The organism is Rathayibacter sp. VKM Ac-2760, from assembly GCF_009834185.1.
Taxonomy (GTDB): domain Bacteria; phylum Actinomycetota; class Actinomycetes; order Actinomycetales; family Microbacteriaceae; genus Rathayibacter.
The window spans coordinates 824,157-839,915 of the sequence record NZ_CP047173.1 but is presented as its reverse complement, the minus strand read 5'-3'; the positions used below and the strand labels follow the sequence as shown (position 1 = coordinate 839,915).

Below are 15,759 nucleotides of genomic sequence, written 5' to 3'. Positions count from 1 at the left end.
AGCGACGTGGTTGGCTGGGTGCATGCGCACCGAGACCCGCCAGGGCGTCCCCCTCCTCCTCGTCGACGACGACGGGCCCGCCCTCTCCAGCACGGAGGACGCGCTCGCGGTCATCGGCGAGATCTACGGCAGCGACGCGGAGACCATCGTCGTCCCGGTCGGCCGCCTCGACCCGGAGTTCTTCCGGCTCCGCTCCGGTATCGCCGGCGAGTTCGTGCAGCGCTTCGTGATGTACGGCAAGCGGCTCGTGGTCGTCGGCGACATCACCGAGCAGGTCTCCGGCTCGAGCACGCTGCACGACTTTGTCGTCGAGTCCAACCGCGGCGACCACCTCTGGTTCGTGGCGACGCTGGACGAGCTCGACGCCCGCCTCGGCGACTCCCCGACCGCCGAGGAGCCCGGCGCCGACGGCGGGGTGGAGCCGACCCCCGGCCCCGCCCGCTGATGCTGCGGCTCGACGGGCCGGTGCGCCTGCTCCTGCTCGCCGACACGCACCTGCCGAAGCGGGCGAAGGCGCTGCCGGACGAGGTCTGGCGCTCGGTCGACGAGGCCGACCTGGTCGTGCACGCCGGCGACTGGGTCGACGAGGCGACGCTCGACGCCCTCGAGGCGCGGGCCGCGCGCGTGCTCGGCGTGTGGGGCAACAACGACCCCGCCGGACTGCGTTCGCGCCTCCCCGAGGTCGCCCGCGCGGAGCTCGCCGGGCTCGACGTCCGCGTCGTGCACGAGACCGGCCCCGCGGCGGGTCGGGAGGCGCGCGCCGACGCCGCCCACCCGGGCGCCGACCTGCTCGTCTTCGGCCACAGCCACATCCCCTGGGACTCGCGGACCCCGGCGGGGATGCGGCTGCTCAACCCCGGCTCGCCGACCGACCGCCGCCGCCAGCCCGCCGGCACCTACCTCACCGCGACCGCGGACGACGGCGAGCTGCGGGACGTGCGCCTGGTGCAGCTCCCGGTCCGCGTCCCCGCCCGCTGAGGGCGCGCCTTCCCGCCGCGCGAGCGCGGGGCTACGCTCGCCGCATGATCGAGGACGCCGAACCGCTCGAGAGCCGCCGGGTCGGCGACGGCCCCGCCCTCGTCCTGCTGCACCCGGGCGGCACCGACTCCCGCTCCCTCGAGCCCCTGGTGGCGGAGCTGCGGGGCGACTACACGCTGCACCTCCCCGACCAGCGCGGGCACGGCCGCACGGCCGACACCGACGCGCCCCTGAGCTTCGCCGCGATGGCGCGCGACACGATCGCGCTGATCGAGTCGCTGCCCGGCGTGCCCGTGCACCTCTTCGGCCACAGCGACGGAGCGATCGTCGCCCTGCACGTCGCGCTCCACCGCCCCGACCTCGTCTCGAGCGTCGTCTTCTCCTCCGGCGTCTTCCACCGCGACGGCTGGCTGCCCGGCGTGCTCGACGGCGAGGCCCCCGAGTTCATGAGGGACAGCTACGCCGAGGTGTCGCCGGACGGCGCGGAGCACTGGGACACGATCGTCGCGAAGCTCGACGCGCTGCACGCCGCCGAGCCGGAGCTCACCACCGCCGACCTGAGCGGCCTCGCGGTGCCGACGCTCCTCCTCTTCGGTGACGACGACGAGGTCCGCTTCGAGCACGTCGTCGCGATGTACGACGCGATCCCCGACGCCGAGCTCGCCGTCGTCCCGCGCGCCTCGCACGGGCTCGTCGTCGAGAAGCCGGGCCTGGTCGCCCGCCTGATCCGCGACTTCCACGCCCCCGGCAAGAGCGACGGCTTCGCGCCGATCCGCCGCGCGTGACCCGCACCCTTCGAGAGTGCTCAGCCGCAGCACGACCTGTTTCCGCCGACGGCGCAAGGGGGTCACAGCGGAATATGGTCGGCCTAAGCTCTCGGAGATGACCCGCTCACACGACCACCCCGATTCCGCGCACCTGCGTCCGGACGGTCTCGACGACGCCACCGTCGCCGCGCTGGGCAAGCTCTCCGAGGCCCTCGAGACCGTGGAGCACGCCCGCGGGCTGCTCTACGGCTTCCACCGCCTCACCGGTGCCGCCGATCTCGCCCTCGGCGAGGCGGTCGACGCCTTCCGCGAGGCGGGGCGCGGCGAGCTCGCCGACTCGCTCGAGCGCGAGCTGGTCGGTCGCAACGTCATCGAGGGCCGCTGGACGTTCCAGATCGTCGAGGAGTACGACGACGGCTACTACGCCGCGTTCCGCGAGCGGGAGCGGTCCGCGCGCGACGAGCTGGCCGCGGGCCGCCGCCACCTCTTCGAGTCCGAGATGAAGGAGGACCGTCGCTCGCACGGTCTCCGCCACCACGAGTCCCGACCGGATCCCGAATGAACTCCGTGATCCGGATGCACGCCTCCCCCATGCGCGTGCGCGCCGTCACCCCGGGATCCGACCGGCGCGGCGTGCCGCCGACCCCGCCCGTCACCACCCGGCGCACGAGCCTCAGCATCGACGGGCGCCGCTTCCTGCTCGCCCTCGCCCTCGACACGGAGGTGCTGGAGCGCGAGCTCGTCGAGGCGGTCCGCGCGCGCGGCGGCATGGTCCGCTTCCTGGTCGCGGGCGACCGCGAGGTGTGCGTGCTCGTCTCGCCCGGCGTCGCGGTCATCCTCGAGTACGAGGACGTGCCGGTCGACGAGTTCGAGCCGGACGACGCGTCGGTGCAGTACGACGACGTCGAGTACCTGACCTAGCCGCCGCTCTCGGGGCCCGGCCGCCCTCCTCCGATGCATCGTGCTGTCCGCGGTTGACACGAGTAAACGTTGGTGCTCGACTGGGTCCGCCGCGCCACCGATCGTCGTCGGCACAAGGAGAGAACCATGACCGTCACCCTCGGAGTCGTCCTCCGCTCGGCCGGAGTCGCCCTCGTGCTGGACCTCAGCGACTCCCGGCTCCCGTCGGTCGTGCACTGGGGCGCGGACTGCGGGCCCCTGGATCGGGCGGCGTTCGACGCGTTGGTGCTCTCCGGCACCGCCCCGGTCGGCCCGAACGACATCGACGAGCCGATCCGCCTCGCGGTGCTCCTCGAGCACTCCACCGGCTGGACCGGCCGGCCCGGCCTCAGCGGCTCCCGAGCGGGCGCCGGCTGGTCGCCGTCCTTCCGCACGACGAGCCTCGAACTCGACGGCGCCGCCCTGCCGGCCGGCGAGATCGCGGACGCCGGCGCGGGCACGCTCGTGGTCCGCGCCCAGGACGACGTCGCCGCGCTCGGCCTCGAGATCGTGATCGTCCTCGACCCCTCCGGCGTGCTGCGGATGCGCGCGGCGCTCACCAACCTCGGCGAGGACGGCTACCAGGTCGACGAGCTCCTGCTCAGCCTGCCCACCCCGCCCTCGGCGAGCGAGATCCTCGACTTCGCCGGCCGCTGGGGCAAGGAGCGCGTGCCGCAGCGCTCGGCAGTCACCATCGGCGCGCACCGCCGCGAGGGCCGGCACGGGCGGACCGGGGCGGACGCCGCCACGCTGCTCAGCGTCGGCGAGCCCGGCTTCGGCTTCGCCCGCGGCGAGGTCTGGGGCGTGCACACCGCGTGGTCCGGCAATCACGTCCACCAGGTCGAGCGCGTGCACACCGGCGTGCAGACCCTCGGCGGCGGCGAGCTGCTGCTGCCCGGCGAGGTCCGGCTCGCCCACGGCGAGACCTACACCGGACCGTGGATCCACGCCGTCTACGGCGACGGACTCGACGAGGTGGCGCGGCGCTTCCACCGGCAGCTGCGCGCCCGGCCGGGCCACCCGCACTCGGCACGCCCCGTCACGATCAACGTCTGGGAGGCCGTCTACTTCGACCACGACCTCGACACGCTCGTCGAGCTCGCCGACCGCGCGGCCGACCTCGGGATCGAGCGCTTCGTGCTCGACGACGGCTGGTTCGGCAGCCGCCGGGACGACCACTCCGGCCTGGGCGACTGGACCGTCTCGAGCGACGTCTGGCCGGACGGCCTGCACCCCCTGGTCGACCACGTCCGGTCCCTCGGCCTGCAGTTCGGACTCTGGTTCGAGCCCGAGATGGTCAACCCGGACTCGGACCTCGCCCGAGCGCACCCCGAGTGGATCCTCTCGACCGGCGACCGGATGCCCCCCGAGTCGCGCTGGCAGCAGGTCCTCGACCTGGGCGACCCGGACTGCTTCGCCTACCTCCGCGACGCGATCCTCGCGATCCTCGACGAGTACGACATCGGCTACATCAAGTGGGACCACAACCGCGACCTCACCGACGCCGGCCGGCGTCCCGACGGCGCGCCGGGCGTGCACCGGCAGACGCTCGCGGTCTACCGGCTGATGGACGAGATCCGCGCTCTGCACCCGGGACTCGAGATCGAGTCCTGCTCCTCGGGCGGAGCGCGGGTCGACCTGGAGATCCTCGAGCGGACCGACCGCGTCTGGGTCTCCGACAACAACGACCCGCTCGACCGCCAGCAGATGAACCGCTGGACGACGCAGCTGCTCCCGCCGGAGCTGATGGGCACGCACATCGCCTCGGGGGCCTCGCACACGACGGGCCGCGTGCACGACCTGTCCTTCCGCGCGATGACGGCGCTGTTCGGCCACCTCGGCGTGGAGTGGGATCTGCGCTCCGCGGGCGAGGAGGAGCTCGAGGAGCTGCGCCAGTGGATCGCGCTGCACAAGCGCCTCCGACCGCTCCTGCACGGCGGCGACCTGGTCCGGCTGGACCACCCGGACGAGACGATCGCGCTGCACGGCGTCGTCGCTCCTGACCGCTCGGCCGCCGTCTACGCGTACGTCTCGCTGGCCCGCGCCGGCGTCGTCTCCCCCGGGCGGGTCCGCCTGCCCGGCCTCGACCCCGAGTCGGTCTACCGGGTCGCCCCCGTCGTCATCGGCGCGAGGGACGTCGCGCTCCGCGACGCGCTCTGGTGGCCGCAGGACGGCGAGGCGTTCGAACTGTCCGGCGCGCTGCTCGGCCGGGCGGGACTCGTCCCGCCGCTCCTGCACCCGGAGCGCGGGGTGCTCTACGAGGTGACCCGGGTGGAGGGCGCCTGACGGCACGGGGGCGGCACTGCGCGGGGAGGATCACTGCGCGGTAGGTTCACTGCAATGAACTCCTCGCGACGGGTCACTCGGCGCGACGTCGCCCGCCTGGCCGGCGTCAGCGACGCCGTCGTGACGTACACGCTCAAGGGGACAGCGCCCGTCGCCGAGGCGACCGCGATCCGCGTGCGGGCGGCGATCGCCGAGCTCGGCTACCAGCCCAACGCCGCGGCGGCGGCCCTGCGGACCGGGACCTCGCGGACCGTCGCGCTGCTCGCCCCGGTCGGGAGCGTGCGCGTCTTCAGCAACCCGTTCTTCACCGAGCTGGCCAGCGCGGTCGAGGACGCGGCGCGCGCCCGAGGTCTCGATCTGCTCGTGGTCACGGCGATCCCGGACGTCGACGCCCTCCACGCCCGCCTCGGCGATCTGACGGCCCGGCAGGTCGCCGGGGTGCTCCTCCTGGGCGGCGACCCCGTCGAGCGGAGCTCGATCGACGCCTTCGGCGTTCCCTGGCTGTACCTCAACAGCAGCGACGAGCCGGGGGCGAACGGCGTCGGCGTCGACCTGGCGGCCGGCGCGGCGACGGCGACCCGTCATCTCCTCGAGACGGGCCGGCGCCGGATCGCCTTCGTCGGCGACGTCGAGCGGGACGACCGCGGCCGGTTCGAGGCGCGACGGCGAGGATGGGAGGCGGCATGCCTCGAGGCCGGCCTGGAGGCGGGTCCCGCGCTCCCCGCCGACTACTCCCGCGAGGGCGGCTGGGCCGCCGGCCGCGTCCTGACCGGCCTGTCTCCCCGGCCGGACGCCGTCTTCGCCGCCTCCGACCTGATCGGGATCGGCCTGCTCCGCGCGCTCCGGGACGCGGAGCTCCGCGTGCCGGACGACATCGCCGTCGCGAGCTTCGACGGCACGTGGGAGGGCGAGTACAGCGCACCGCCGCTGACCTCGCTCCGCCAGCCGCTCGAGGCGCTGGCGGAGGCGGCCCTCGACCGCCTGGTCGGCGGCGTCACCGGCTCGACCCTCCTCGAGGGGACCCTCGTCGTGCGCGCCTCGTCGGGGTAGCGGCGGGCTCCAGGGGCTGCCCGGCTCAGACGGCACCCGTCGACGCCCAGAGGTGGAAGGCCGCGTGGGCGCGGTGCGGGCGCCAGGCCTGCGAGGCCCGGTCGGCGTCCGCCGTCGAGACGCCGCCGAGCGCGCGGCGCAGCACGAGGTCGCCGGCGGGGAACGCGTCCGGATCGCCGAGCAGCCGCAGGCCGAGGTAGTCGGCCGTCCAGGGTCCGATGCCGGGGATCGCGAGCAGGAGCCGGCGCTGCTCGGGCAGATCGCCTGCGCGGTCGAGCACCAGCCCGTCGGCGAAGGCCGCGGCGACCGCGCGGACCGTCGCCGCGCGGGCCCGGGTGACGCCGATCGCCGCGCGCAGCTCCTCCAGCGGGCCGGCCAGGAGCGCCGCGGGCGTCGGGAACGCGCGGAGGCCGAGGCCGCCGGGCTCGCCGAAGGCCGTCACCGCGCGCCCGCCGAAGGTCCGCGCGGCCGCGACGGAGACCTGCTGACCGAGCACGGCCATCACCGCGGCCTCGAACGGCTCGGGGTACTGGGTCGCGCGCAGTCCCGGCCGGGCGGCGACGAGCGGGGCGAGCAGCGGATCGCGGGCGAGCGCCGCGCCGATCGCCACGACGTCGGAGTCGAGGTCGAGCCACGCGCGGACGAGCGGGAGCACCGCGTCGTCCGCCGCGCTGACGCGGGCGCCGTCCGGCGTCAGCTCGAGCGCGAGCGGCACCGCCCGCACGCCGACGGTGACCAGCCGCTCGAGCCTGCGCCCGTCGTCGGTGACGCGCTCGACGCCCGGGACGGAGTGGTTGCGGAGCAGGCTCGCGGCGCCCGCGAGATCGAACGGGCCGTTCGCGACCAGCTCGACGGCCGGCGGAACGACGGCCCCCGCTTCGGCCGCGCTCAGGGGAGAAGCACCACCTTGCCGCCCGCGCGGCCCGACTCGACCAGCGCGAGCGCCTCCGCCGCCGAGGCGAGCGGGAAGGACGGACCGAGCAGGACCTCCAGCTCGCCGCGGCCGGCGCGCTCGAGCAGCGGGGCCCGGGCGGCGTCGCGCAGGGCGGTGCCCGGGTCGGCTCCGGCGCCGCCGCCCAGCAGCTGCACCCCGAGCGCGGCACCGTGCTCGAAGCCGGCGACGGTGGCGATGCGGGAGCGGTCGGCGACCAGCGCGACCGAGGCGTCGAGCGCCTCGTCGGTGCCCGCCGTGTCGAGGGCGACGTCGACGCCGTCCGGCGCCAGGGCGCGCACCCGCTCCTCCAGTCCCGCGCCGTAGGGGAGGGGCTCGCCGCCGAAGCGCTCGACGACGGCCGCGCCGTGCTCGCTCGACGTGCCGAGGACGCGGGCGCCGCGCCCGCGGGCCAGCTGCACGACGAGGCTGCCGACGGCTCCGCTCGCCCCGTGCACCAGCACGGTGTCGCCGGCCGCGACCGCGGTCGCCTCGAGCAGGTGCATCGCGGTCGTGCCCGCCAGCAGCAGTCCGGCCGCCTGCTCCCAGGCCAGCCCGGCCGGCTTCGGCAGCACGGCGGTCGCCGGCACCACCAGCTCCTCCGCATAGCCGCCGGAGACGCGGAAGGCGACCACCTCGTCGCCGACGGCGATCGCGCCGAGCGGCCCGCTCGCCTCCTCGCCGACCGCCGTGACCACGCCGGCGACCTCGCTGCCGGGCCGCACGGGGACGCGACCGCGACCGAACAGCCCGCGCAGCAGCTTCGCGTCGGCCGGATTCACGCCCGCCGCCCGCACCCGGATCCGCACCCGGCCGGGCCCGGGCTCGCCGGGATCGACCGTGACCGCGCGGAGCGCCGCCGGCCCGTCGAAGTCCTGCGCCTGCATCGCCAGCACCACGGTGACCACCTCTCGGCCCGGGCCGCGATCGACGAGTGACGATCCGCGGCGGTCCGAGCGGGGCCGACGCTAGCAGCCGCCTCCGACACCGCGCCGGGTCCGCCCCGGGCTGAGGATCGGGCGGCCGAGAACGCCCGTTCCCACAGCGCCTACGATGGAGGGATGACTCCGCGAACGCTCGATGGGCCGCCTCCCCGCGAGGCGATCCTCGCCGCGGCCGACCGCCTCTACTACGAGCGCGGCATCCAGTCGGTCGGGATGGACGCGCTGCGCACCGCCGCGGGCGTCTCGCTCAAGCGGCTCTACTCGGAGTTCCCGAGCAAGGAGGCGCTCGTCCTCGCCGTGCTGCAGGCCCGCCACGAGCAGTGGACCCGGGGCGTGCGCACCCGCGTCGCCGCGGAGACGGGCGCGCGGCCCAAGCTCCTCGCGATCTACGACTTCCTCTTCGACTGGTTCTCCGAGGACTCGTTCCGCGGCTGCAGCTTCATCAACGCCTTCGGCGAGTTCGGCGCCTCGAATCCCGCCGTCGCCGAGCTCGCGCGCGAGCACAAGGACAGCTTCCAGCGCTTCCTCGCCTCGATCGCGGAGGAGGCCGGCGGCGGCGCCGACCTCGCCGCCCAGCTCGCCCTCCTCGCCGAGGGCGCGCAGACCACCGCCGCCATCTCGGGCACCCCCGAGTCCGCGCTGCAGGCCCGCCGCGCCGCCGAGATCCTGATCGACGCCGGCACCGCGGCCCTCCCCCGCTGATCGAGCAGGTCTCGATGCGCCCCTCCGGCGCTACTCGACCAGCGGGCGGCCCTTGCTGATCGAGTAGCCCGCGCAGCGGGCGTATCGAGATCCACCTCCGCCGGACGTGCCGGTGACAGCCCCTCCGGGGCTCCTCGACCAGCGGGCAGGGCCGCCGCGCGTCAGGCCTCGCCGCCGCCGGGCGGGCCGACGACGAGCAGAGCGGCGAAGACGGCGGCGACCGCGGCCAGCACGAGGGCGCCGGCGAGGACGGGGCGGCCGAGCGCCCAGCGCAGCAGGCGGCTCGGGAGCCGGTGGTCGCGCGGGTCGGCGCCGGCCTCGTGGCGCCAGGGCCCCTCGAGCAGGCCGCGGCGCTCGAAGCCGCGCTCCAGCGGGATCGTCGCGTAGGGCACGACGGCGCTGGCGACCGCGAGCACTGTCGCTCCGGCGGACCAGCGCTGGTTGACCGCGAGGACGAGTGCTGCCGCTCCGTAGGCGAGGAAGGCGAAGCCGTGGATCGGCCCCGCGACGCTCACCGGCCAGTCGCCGACCCCGACGGCGTACTTGAGCAGCATCCCGACGAGCAGGAGGGTCCAGGTCACCGCCTCGAGGATCGACAGGATGCGGAAGAGGCGGCGAGGGCTCATGGGATCGGCTCCGTTCGGGCCCGCGGGAGTCCCGCGGGCGGTCGGCGTCGGTCGACGGGCGGCAGGTCGACGGTCACCGGGAGACTACGACAGCCCGCCTGCCCGCCCGCTGGGCGCCGGTCAGCCCAGGCGGCCAAGCAGCGTGAGCGTCGAGACGACACCCACCGCCACCGCGCAGACCACCGACGACGCGCAGATCGCGGCGACCGCGCCGTGCAGGCCGGTGCTCAGCGAGACGACCGGCTCGTCGCGCAGCCCCGACCAGAGCCTCCGCGCCACATCCTCTGCCGACGGCCGGGCGGCGGGGTCGAGCCGCGTCATCTCCGTGAGCAGTCCGCGCCAGCGCGCCGGCACCGAGTCGGGCACGACGGGTGCGTGGTGCATCCGCTGCAGCGAGATCTCGAGGGTCGTGCCGGTGTAGGCGCGACGGCCGGAGACCGCCTCGAGCAGCACCAGGCCGAGCGAGTAGACGTCGGACGCCGGTCCGACCGTTCCCGAGCCGAGGCTCTCCGGGCTGAGGTACGCGGCGGTGCCTACGAGCACGTCCGAGCGGGTCAGCCGCGCGTCGTCGACGGCGCGGGCGATCCCGAAGTCACTGAGCTTGGCCTCGTTCAGCGAGGCGGCGGCGGGCACGGCGCGCGAGCGGACCAGCACGTTCTCCGGCTTCACGTCGCGGTGCAGCACGCCCCGCGCGTGCAGATGTGCGAGCGCGTCGGCGACCTGCGCCCCCACCTCGGCGAGCAGTCGCTCGTCGCCGGAGGAGAACCAAGCGGCGGCGTCGTCGGCCGGGTCGAAGTACTCGAGGACCAGGAAGGCGAGCGCCCCCTCGTCCGTGTCGATCTCGCCCTGGTCGAGGATCTCGACGATGGACGAGTGGCGCGAGTCGATCAGCAGGCGCACCTCGCGCTCGCGGCGCGACCGCTCGTTGGGGGTGTCCGCGACCTCGCGGTACACCTTCACGGCGACCGACCGGGCCAGGCGCAGGTCGCGCGCCCGGTAGACGGAGGCGCTGCCGCCCTCGCCGATGCGCTCCAGCAGGAGGTAGCGGCTCGCGAGGGTCGAGCCGAGCAGCGGATCCGCGATCGGAGCGACGGGTGGGAAGTCGAGCACGTCGTCCTCCGTTCCGTCGAAATCGCTAGCTCGTCTAACTAGCTGAGTCATTAGTACCCCGTGCGACCCCTCCCCTACAACCAGGGAGGCGGGGTTGTACATGACTAGATGTTCTTGCTACGAGTCTGTCTAAACTGTCCGACATGGATGAGGTCGCGCCGACTCGACCGGGGGCCACACGGCTCCCCGGGGATCAGAGCGCGCCCGCAGCCGCCGACGTCCTCAGCGCGATGCGCGCGTTCCGCACGGCCGAGACCGCGATGCGCCGGCGCACCCGGGGATCGATGGGCATGGGCGAGAACGACCTGCTCGCCGTGCAGTTCCTCATGCGGCGCCAGCAGGGCGGCCAGCACGTCAGCCCCAAGGATCTCGCCGCCTACCTCGGCATCTCGTCCGCCTCCACCACGGTCCTCATCGATCGCCTGGTCAAGAGCGGCCACGTGGTTCGCCAGCCGCACCCGAGCGATCGGCGCGCGATCCGCATCATCGCCACCCCCACCTCGCACCGCGAGGTGCGCGAGACGCTCGACGACATGAATCAGCGGATGCTCGAGGCGGCCGAGCAGCTCTCCACCGAGGAGGCGCGAGCGGTGATTGGCTTCCTGAAGACCGTGCGCGAGATCGTCGAGCTGCCCGGAGAACACGGCGACGTGCTCGACGAGGACGTCGACCACGAGCTCGCACCGGCCCGACGCCGCGCCTGAGCCGACCGCTCACCACCCCGCGGCACCCCGACTCCTCCCGGTGCCGGCCGCGTCACCGGCCGTTCATCCGGCCCGGCTTGACATCGTTAGTCAAACTAGTAGAGAGTCTGTCTAGCGACAGGGAGCACCGCCCTGTGGACGAGCGATAGGGAGTAGACCATGGGCAGCATCATGTACGGGACCCCTCCGGCGGCCATCGAGGTCGACGACCGGACTCTGGCCCACCTGCAGATCGTCATCATCAACAAGTTCCGCCGCGACGAGCGCTTCCTGCTCACCCTCGACGCCAGCCCCAACGCCGGGACCGGCCGCCGCGGTGTGTGGATGCACCCCACCATCCCGATCCAGTTCGACTTCAAGGGCAGCCGCCAGCCCACGATCAACCCCGAGTGGGTCGAGGCGCTGATGGAGCGGGCGAACAGCGGAGCCGGTCTCCGCATCGTCCCCGAGCCGGTCAGCGCCGCCGCCGTGCCGCTGCGCCGAGCCGAGCCCGCCGCGTAGCCTCGGCTGCGGAGCCCCGCCGCACAGCCTCCGCCGCGTCACCTCCGCAGCGCCACTCCCCGATATCTGTCGGACTCTCCGAACCTCCTCGCAACCGCTTGACATCCCGCCTCGGCCCCGCAGTGCGTGCCTAAACTGCCAAGGCGGTCCGGGTTCGTTCCGGCGGGCTCGACCCCGTGGCCGCACGCATGACCGGACGCCGGGTAGCGAGCCCCCCTCTCGTGGGCCCGGCGTCCGGGTGCGCGGCGCACCCGAAGCGCCCCCGCGATGCCCGCCAGCTTCAGGAGTCGGCGAGATGATCATCGACACACCCCTCGTGCCGCGCGCGATCCACGGTCCCAGTGACGTCCGAGACGGCGACGTCCTCCCCCGCGACGTCCGGCCCGGCGACGAGTTCACCGCCGTCGTCTCCGGCGGCCTCGAGTGGTGGCGGGTCGTCGCCGTGCTCGGAATCCGCGTGCTCGCGGAGCGGGTCGCCGGCGACGAGCACCACAGCTTCACCCTCCGCTTCGTGCGCTACCGGCTGTCGCCCGACGTCGCGCGGCGGCTCGCCGACGAGGACGGGGTCCCGGTCCGCCGCTAGGCGGCGCGCTCCGCCCGCACCGGGCTCACGATCCGGGCGAACATCCGGTCGAACACCGCACGGCGATCGAACTGCAGCGCGAACTCGCGCGCGGCGACCGCCCGGCGGGCCCGCTCCTCGGCCGTCAGCTCGAGGACGACGTGGTCGAGCAGGGCCGCGATCGTGCCGGGATCCTCGACCGGCGTGATGAACGCGTGCTCCCCCACCGCCTCGCCGATGCCGCCGGTCAGCGTCGTGATCACCGGGCCGCCGCCGGCCAGCATCTTCTCGGCGAGCGCGATCCCGAAGGTCTCGACGAACTCGGGGCGCGGCTTGCTCGGCAGCACGAACGCGGAGCAGCCGGCCATCAGGTACGGCTTCTCGGCGTCGCCCACGTCGTCGAGGAAGCGGATGCGGTGCGCGAGCGGCGAGGCGGCCGCGAGTCGCCGCAGCTCCGCCTCCTGGGGGCCGCGGCCCGCGATCACCAGCTCGTGGTCCGCGTGGACGCGGCTGCGCTCGTACCCGCCGATCAGATCCTCGACGCCCTTCGCCTCCGTCAGCCGGGAGAGGAAGAGCACGTAGCCGTCGGTGCGCAGCCCGCGCGCGCGGACGACCTCGTCGACCACTCCGGGATCGAGGCTCGTGTAGGCGTCGGAGTCGATCGCCGGGTAGGAGATCTCGATCCGCGACCGGCACTGCTCGGCGAAGCGGGTGCCGTGGACGGCGTCGATCCGCTCCGCCTCCTCGACGATGAGGTCGCGGGTGTACTCCGACACGGCGACGCAGTGGTCCTGCGAGAGGTAGGACGCGAAGATGTGCGCCGCCGCGCCGAGCCGGCCCTCCTCGACCGCCCGGCGCACCACATTGGTGACATCGGAGCCGACCGCCTCGGCCACCGTGGTCACGTCGACGGGGAGGCCGGTGCTCCAGGCGGCGCGCAGCGCGTCGGCCACGGCGATCGTGTGCGGGCTGAGGTAGAGCGAGAGGCAGACGGTGGGCACGCCGTCGGTGAAGAGCTCGACCAGGCGGCCGACCATGCCGGCCAGGAAGCGGCCGTCCGGCACCTTGTAGTCGCCGACGGGCTCGGGGCGCTCGACGACGATGCCGTCGCTGTAGGGCAGGACCGCGTCGAGCGGCTTGAGCGGCAGGCCGGCGGCCTGGAGCCGCTCGATCGGCCAGGTGACGATCCGCACCTCGTCGAAGCCGCGCTCGAGGGCGGTCTCCGCGAGATTGCGGGCCTCGACCGAGTGACCGCAGATCACCGGATCGGCGCGGACCACGATGACGAGTCGGTTCTGCACGGTGCGGGCGTGCGTGTGCTGGTCCATGGGTCTCCTTCGGGGCGATCGGTGAGGGGTGGTGCGTGGAGCGAGGGGTGGTCGGTGCAGGGTGGGACGGTGCGGGCGCGGGTCAGCGCGGCGGGAACGACGGCGGCCGGTGCTCGGGGGCGCTGCCCCAGCCGGCCGGCTCGGCGCCGAGGTGCAGGGTGAGCCGGCCGCCGCGGTGCAGATCCGCGGCGCTGATGGCGCTCACCTCGAGCGGCGCTCCGTCGAGCTCGGCCGACTGCACGTACTGGACCGGGCCGCCGGGGACGGGCTCGACGAATCCGGTGGTCCGGATCTCGAAGTCGGCGCCGCCCACCGCGAGCGAGGCGCGGGCGAAGGAGGGCGCGTTGACCAGGACGATCCCCTGCCCGGCGACGGGGAAGAGGCCGAGGCTCGCCCAGACGTACCAGGAGCTGAGGCCGCCGGAGTCGTCGTTGCCGGGGAGGCCGCCGCGGCCCGTGCCGAAGCGCTGGTGCACCACTCCGTGCACGATCTCGGCCGTGCGGTCGGGCCGGCCGGCGTAGTGGTAGGCCCACGGCGCGTCCATGTCGGGCTCGTTGTTGAGCCCCTCGAAGCGGGCGAGGGCCGAGCCGGCGACCATCTCCGCGCGGTCCGGGCGGAGCCCCGGCTGCACCACCGGCTCCGCCCCGTAGCCGAAGAAGGCGTCGAGCTGCTCGACGAACGCGTCGTCGCCTCCGCTGATCGCGATGCGGCCGGCCATGTCGTGCAGCAGGCGGAAGGAGTAGTTGTGCCGGGTGCCCTCGTAGTAGGTCGAGTCCTTCAGCAGGCCCGAGCGCAGGTCGTAGGCGTTCACCCACTGCGCGGCTCTCTCCTCGAGCTGCTCCGCGAGTGCGACGTCGCCGACGTGGCGGGCGACGACCGCGGTGCACCAGTAGCCGTGCGCCAGGTCGAGGGTGTGGCTGATCGGGTGCGCCTCGCCGACCGCGAGGAACTCCTCGCCGTAGGTGCGCTTGAGGTCCTCGCTCAGGTGGACGAGCGCCGCCTCCCAGTCGATGCCGGGCAGGCCGAGCCGGCAGAGGTCGGCGAGGAAGGTGTGCGCGAGCGCGCTGCCCTGGCGGGAGAAGCGGTCGCTGCCCTTCGCCATCCGGTAGCCGATCGGGAAGTTGCCCTCCTCCTCCGCGATGGTGAGCAGGGCCGCGCCGATCTCGACCGCGCGCTCGGGAACGAGGGCGGTGAGCAGCGGGAGCTGGGTGCGGTATATGTCCCACATCGTGCTGATGTCGAAGACGAACGGGCCGTCGGTCGGCCAGAACGGGCTCTCGTCCGGCGCGAGGCACGGCTTGATCAGCGAGTGGTACAGCGCCGTGGCGAAGACGGTCTCGCGCTCGGGCGACGGGGTGTCCACCGCGATCGAGCGCAGGCGCTTCCGCCAGGTCTTGCGGGTCCGGTCGCGGCGCTGGTCGAAGCCGCCGGTCGTCGGGGGGACATCGCGGTGCAGGTTCTCGCGGGCGCGCTCGGTGCCGCGCAGGGAGAAGCCCATCCGCAGCTCGACGGTCTGCCCCGCCGTGCTCGGGCCGGCCCACATCAGTCCGAACGGGCGGAGGGTGGTCGGGCGGATGTGGTCGAAGTCGAGCCGGGTGCCGCCGGGCATCAGCCGCCGGTCGTACCAGAGCATCTGCCGCCACTGCAGGGCGTCGCACTCGAGGTGCACGGCGAGCGGCGCGCCCTCCATCACGACCTCGCCCGCGGCGACGCCCGGCGCGATCGAGTGCAGCTGCGCGCGCAGCGGAATCGTCGCTCCGGACGGGATCGCCAGGCCGCCGAGCGAGAGGTCGACGACCACGCGGGCGCTGCGGTGCTCGGGGAAGGTGTAGCGGTGCACGACCGAGGCGGGACCGACGGTCAGCTCGGCGCGGATGCCGGAGGAGAGGGTCGCGGCGTAGTAGCCGGGCTCGGCGACCTCGTCCTCGATGGCCCAGCTGCGGCCGAGCTCGTCGAGCGGCTCGAGCATCGGCGTGACGCGGAGATAGTTGTAGTACTTGCGGATCGCGCCGGTGCCGGACTGCTGGAAGTGCGTGAATCCGGAGGCGACGAGCCCGTCGCGCAGGGTCGGCGGCACGCCCTCGAGCGCCAGGTCGTAGCGGCCGTAGCCGGTCGGGTAGGCGCCGGAGTAGGAGCAGGCCGACACCATCCCGAGCGGGAACGTCGCGCCGGGGTGGGTGTTGCCGATCAGCGGCTTCGGCGACCACCAGGTCGCCGCGAGCCCGGTCGCGTCCGGGAGCAGGGTCGCCTCGGTGCCGAGGAACGGGTCCACCCGCTCGATCACTGGAGTCCCACCGCCGCCGCCATGCCGTGACGCTAGGGAGCGCGGGG

At 74.2% G+C, this 15,759-nt stretch carries 17 protein-coding genes; 11 read left to right on the top strand and 6 right to left on the bottom strand.

The window, feature by feature from the left end:
- Positions 1-22 precede the first annotated feature (22 nt).
- From GSU72_RS03790 to GSU72_RS03760, 7 genes are all read left to right on the top strand, one after another.
- Entirely contained in the window at positions 23-445 is a 423-nt protein-coding gene (locus tag GSU72_RS03790) for a DUF4180 domain-containing protein (RefSeq protein WP_159983847.1), read from the top strand.
- Complete coding sequence (locus tag GSU72_RS03785; RefSeq protein ID WP_208545143.1) at positions 445-978, top strand: metallophosphoesterase; 534 nt, start codon at positions 445-447, stop codon at positions 976-978. The genes GSU72_RS03790 and GSU72_RS03785 overlap by 1 nt, the downstream gene beginning before the upstream one ends.
- Before the next feature lie 44 nt (positions 979-1,022).
- A complete protein-coding gene (locus tag GSU72_RS03780; protein WP_159983845.1) occupies positions 1,023-1,763 on the top strand; it encodes an alpha/beta fold hydrolase in 741 nt (246 codons plus the stop codon).
- A 97-nt stretch (positions 1,764-1,860) separates the two neighbouring features.
- Positions 1,861-2,307, top strand: a complete 447-nt coding sequence (locus GSU72_RS03775) for a hypothetical protein (protein ID WP_159983844.1) — start codon at positions 1,861-1,863, stop codon at positions 2,305-2,307.
- Entirely contained in the window at positions 2,304-2,666 is a 363-nt protein-coding gene (locus GSU72_RS03770; RefSeq protein ID WP_159983843.1) for a hypothetical protein, read from the top strand. The genes GSU72_RS03775 and GSU72_RS03770 overlap by 4 nt, the downstream gene beginning before the upstream one ends.
- A 126-nt stretch (positions 2,667-2,792) precedes the next feature.
- Positions 2,793-4,970 carry an alpha-galactosidase gene (locus tag GSU72_RS03765; RefSeq protein ID WP_159983842.1) on the top strand — a complete coding sequence of 726 codons (2,178 nt, stop codon included), beginning with the start codon at positions 2,793-2,795 and terminating at the stop codon, positions 4,968-4,970.
- A 54-nt stretch (positions 4,971-5,024) separates the two neighbouring features.
- Positions 5,025-6,020: a LacI family DNA-binding transcriptional regulator gene (locus GSU72_RS03760; RefSeq protein WP_159983841.1), complete on the top strand. Its 996-nt coding sequence runs from the start codon at positions 5,025-5,027 to the stop codon at positions 6,018-6,020.
- A 25-nt stretch (positions 6,021-6,045) separates the two neighbouring features.
- On the opposite strand, the gene GSU72_RS03755 is transcribed toward GSU72_RS03760, so the two are convergent.
- Positions 6,046-6,867 (bottom strand): AlkA N-terminal domain-containing protein, encoded by an 822-nt coding sequence (locus GSU72_RS03755; RefSeq protein WP_159986623.1) that lies wholly within the window; start codon positions 6,865-6,867, stop codon positions 6,046-6,048.
- Between the two features lie 41 nt (positions 6,868-6,908).
- Entirely contained in the window at positions 6,909-7,850 is a 942-nt protein-coding gene (locus GSU72_RS03750; protein WP_244255957.1) for an NADP-dependent oxidoreductase, read from the bottom strand.
- 162 nt (positions 7,851-8,012) lie between these two features.
- Here GSU72_RS03750 and GSU72_RS03745 point away from each other — a divergent pair, with 162 nt between their 5' ends.
- A complete protein-coding gene (locus GSU72_RS03745) occupies positions 8,013-8,597 on the top strand; it encodes a TetR/AcrR family transcriptional regulator (protein ID WP_159983840.1) in 585 nt (194 codons plus the stop codon).
- Positions 8,598-8,758: 161 nt separating this feature from the next.
- Here the strand turns inward: GSU72_RS03745 and GSU72_RS03740 are convergent, their stop codons facing one another.
- Together GSU72_RS03740 and GSU72_RS03735 are read right to left on the bottom strand one after the other, a co-directional pair.
- Positions 8,759-9,223 (bottom strand): DUF3817 domain-containing protein, encoded by a 465-nt coding sequence (locus tag GSU72_RS03740; protein WP_159983839.1) that lies wholly within the window; start codon positions 9,221-9,223, stop codon positions 8,759-8,761.
- Positions 9,224-9,343: 120 nt separating this feature from the next.
- Positions 9,344-10,333, bottom strand: coding sequence for a serine/threonine-protein kinase (locus GSU72_RS03735; protein WP_159983838.1), 990 nt, complete (start codon positions 10,331-10,333; stop codon positions 9,344-9,346).
- A 143-nt stretch (positions 10,334-10,476) separates the two neighbouring features.
- Between GSU72_RS03735 and GSU72_RS03730 the strand changes: the two genes are divergently transcribed.
- The 3 genes from GSU72_RS03730 to GSU72_RS03720 all read left to right on the top strand — a co-directional run bounded on the left by GSU72_RS03730 (position 10,477) and on the right by GSU72_RS03720 (position 12,121).
- The gene (locus GSU72_RS03730; protein ID WP_159983837.1) at positions 10,477-11,037 is read left to right on the top strand and encodes a MarR family transcriptional regulator; all 561 of its coding nucleotides are present in this window, start codon (positions 10,477-10,479) and stop codon (positions 11,035-11,037) included.
- A 159-nt stretch (positions 11,038-11,196) separates the two neighbouring features.
- Positions 11,197-11,538 (top strand): ATP-dependent DNA ligase, encoded by a 342-nt coding sequence (locus GSU72_RS03725; protein ID WP_159983836.1) that lies wholly within the window; start codon positions 11,197-11,199, stop codon positions 11,536-11,538.
- 295 nt (positions 11,539-11,833) lie between these two features.
- Positions 11,834-12,121, top strand: coding sequence for a hypothetical protein (locus tag GSU72_RS03720; RefSeq protein WP_159983834.1), 288 nt, complete (start codon positions 11,834-11,836; stop codon positions 12,119-12,121).
- On the opposite strand, the gene GSU72_RS03715 is transcribed toward GSU72_RS03720, so the two are convergent.
- The gene (locus tag GSU72_RS03715) at positions 12,118-13,428 is read right to left on the bottom strand and encodes a glycosyltransferase (protein ID WP_159983833.1); all 1,311 of its coding nucleotides are present in this window, start codon (positions 13,426-13,428) and stop codon (positions 12,118-12,120) included. The genes GSU72_RS03720 and GSU72_RS03715 overlap by 4 nt on opposite strands.
- 82 nt (positions 13,429-13,510) lie before the next feature.
- Complete coding sequence (locus GSU72_RS03710) at positions 13,511-15,712, bottom strand: glycoside hydrolase domain-containing protein (protein ID WP_159983831.1); 2,202 nt, start codon at positions 15,710-15,712, stop codon at positions 13,511-13,513.
- Positions 15,713-15,759 lie beyond the last annotated feature (47 nt).

Bases quoted from the DNA above. Each gene is read 5' to 3' on its own strand.
- GSU72_RS03790 (WP_159983847.1), top strand. From the start codon at position 23: ATGCGCACCGAGACCCGCCAGGGCGTCCCCCTCCTCCTCGTCGACGAC.
- GSU72_RS03785 (WP_208545143.1), top strand. From the start codon at position 445: ATGCTGCGGCTCGACGGGCCGGTGCGCCTGCTCCTGCTCGCCGACACG.
- GSU72_RS03780 (WP_159983845.1), top strand. From the start codon at position 1,023: ATGATCGAGGACGCCGAACCGCTCGAGAGCCGCCGGGTCGGCGACGGC.
- GSU72_RS03775 (WP_159983844.1), top strand. From the start codon at position 1,861: ATGACCCGCTCACACGACCACCCCGATTCCGCGCACCTGCGTCCGGAC.
- GSU72_RS03770 (WP_159983843.1), top strand. From the start codon at position 2,304: ATGAACTCCGTGATCCGGATGCACGCCTCCCCCATGCGCGTGCGCGCC.
- GSU72_RS03765 (WP_159983842.1), top strand. From the start codon at position 2,793: ATGACCGTCACCCTCGGAGTCGTCCTCCGCTCGGCCGGAGTCGCCCTC.
- GSU72_RS03760 (WP_159983841.1), top strand. From the start codon at position 5,025: ATGAACTCCTCGCGACGGGTCACTCGGCGCGACGTCGCCCGCCTGGCC.
- GSU72_RS03745 (WP_159983840.1), top strand. From the start codon at position 8,013: ATGACTCCGCGAACGCTCGATGGGCCGCCTCCCCGCGAGGCGATCCTC.
- GSU72_RS03740 (WP_159983839.1), bottom strand. From the start codon at position 9,223: ATGAGCCCTCGCCGCCTCTTCCGCATCCTGTCGATCCTCGAGGCGGTG.
- GSU72_RS03730 (WP_159983837.1), top strand. From the start codon at position 10,477: ATGGATGAGGTCGCGCCGACTCGACCGGGGGCCACACGGCTCCCCGGG.
- GSU72_RS03725 (WP_159983836.1), top strand. From the start codon at position 11,197: ATGGGCAGCATCATGTACGGGACCCCTCCGGCGGCCATCGAGGTCGAC.
- GSU72_RS03720 (WP_159983834.1), top strand. From the start codon at position 11,834: ATGATCATCGACACACCCCTCGTGCCGCGCGCGATCCACGGTCCCAGT.
- GSU72_RS03715 (WP_159983833.1), bottom strand. From the start codon at position 13,428: ATGGACCAGCACACGCACGCCCGCACCGTGCAGAACCGACTCGTCATC.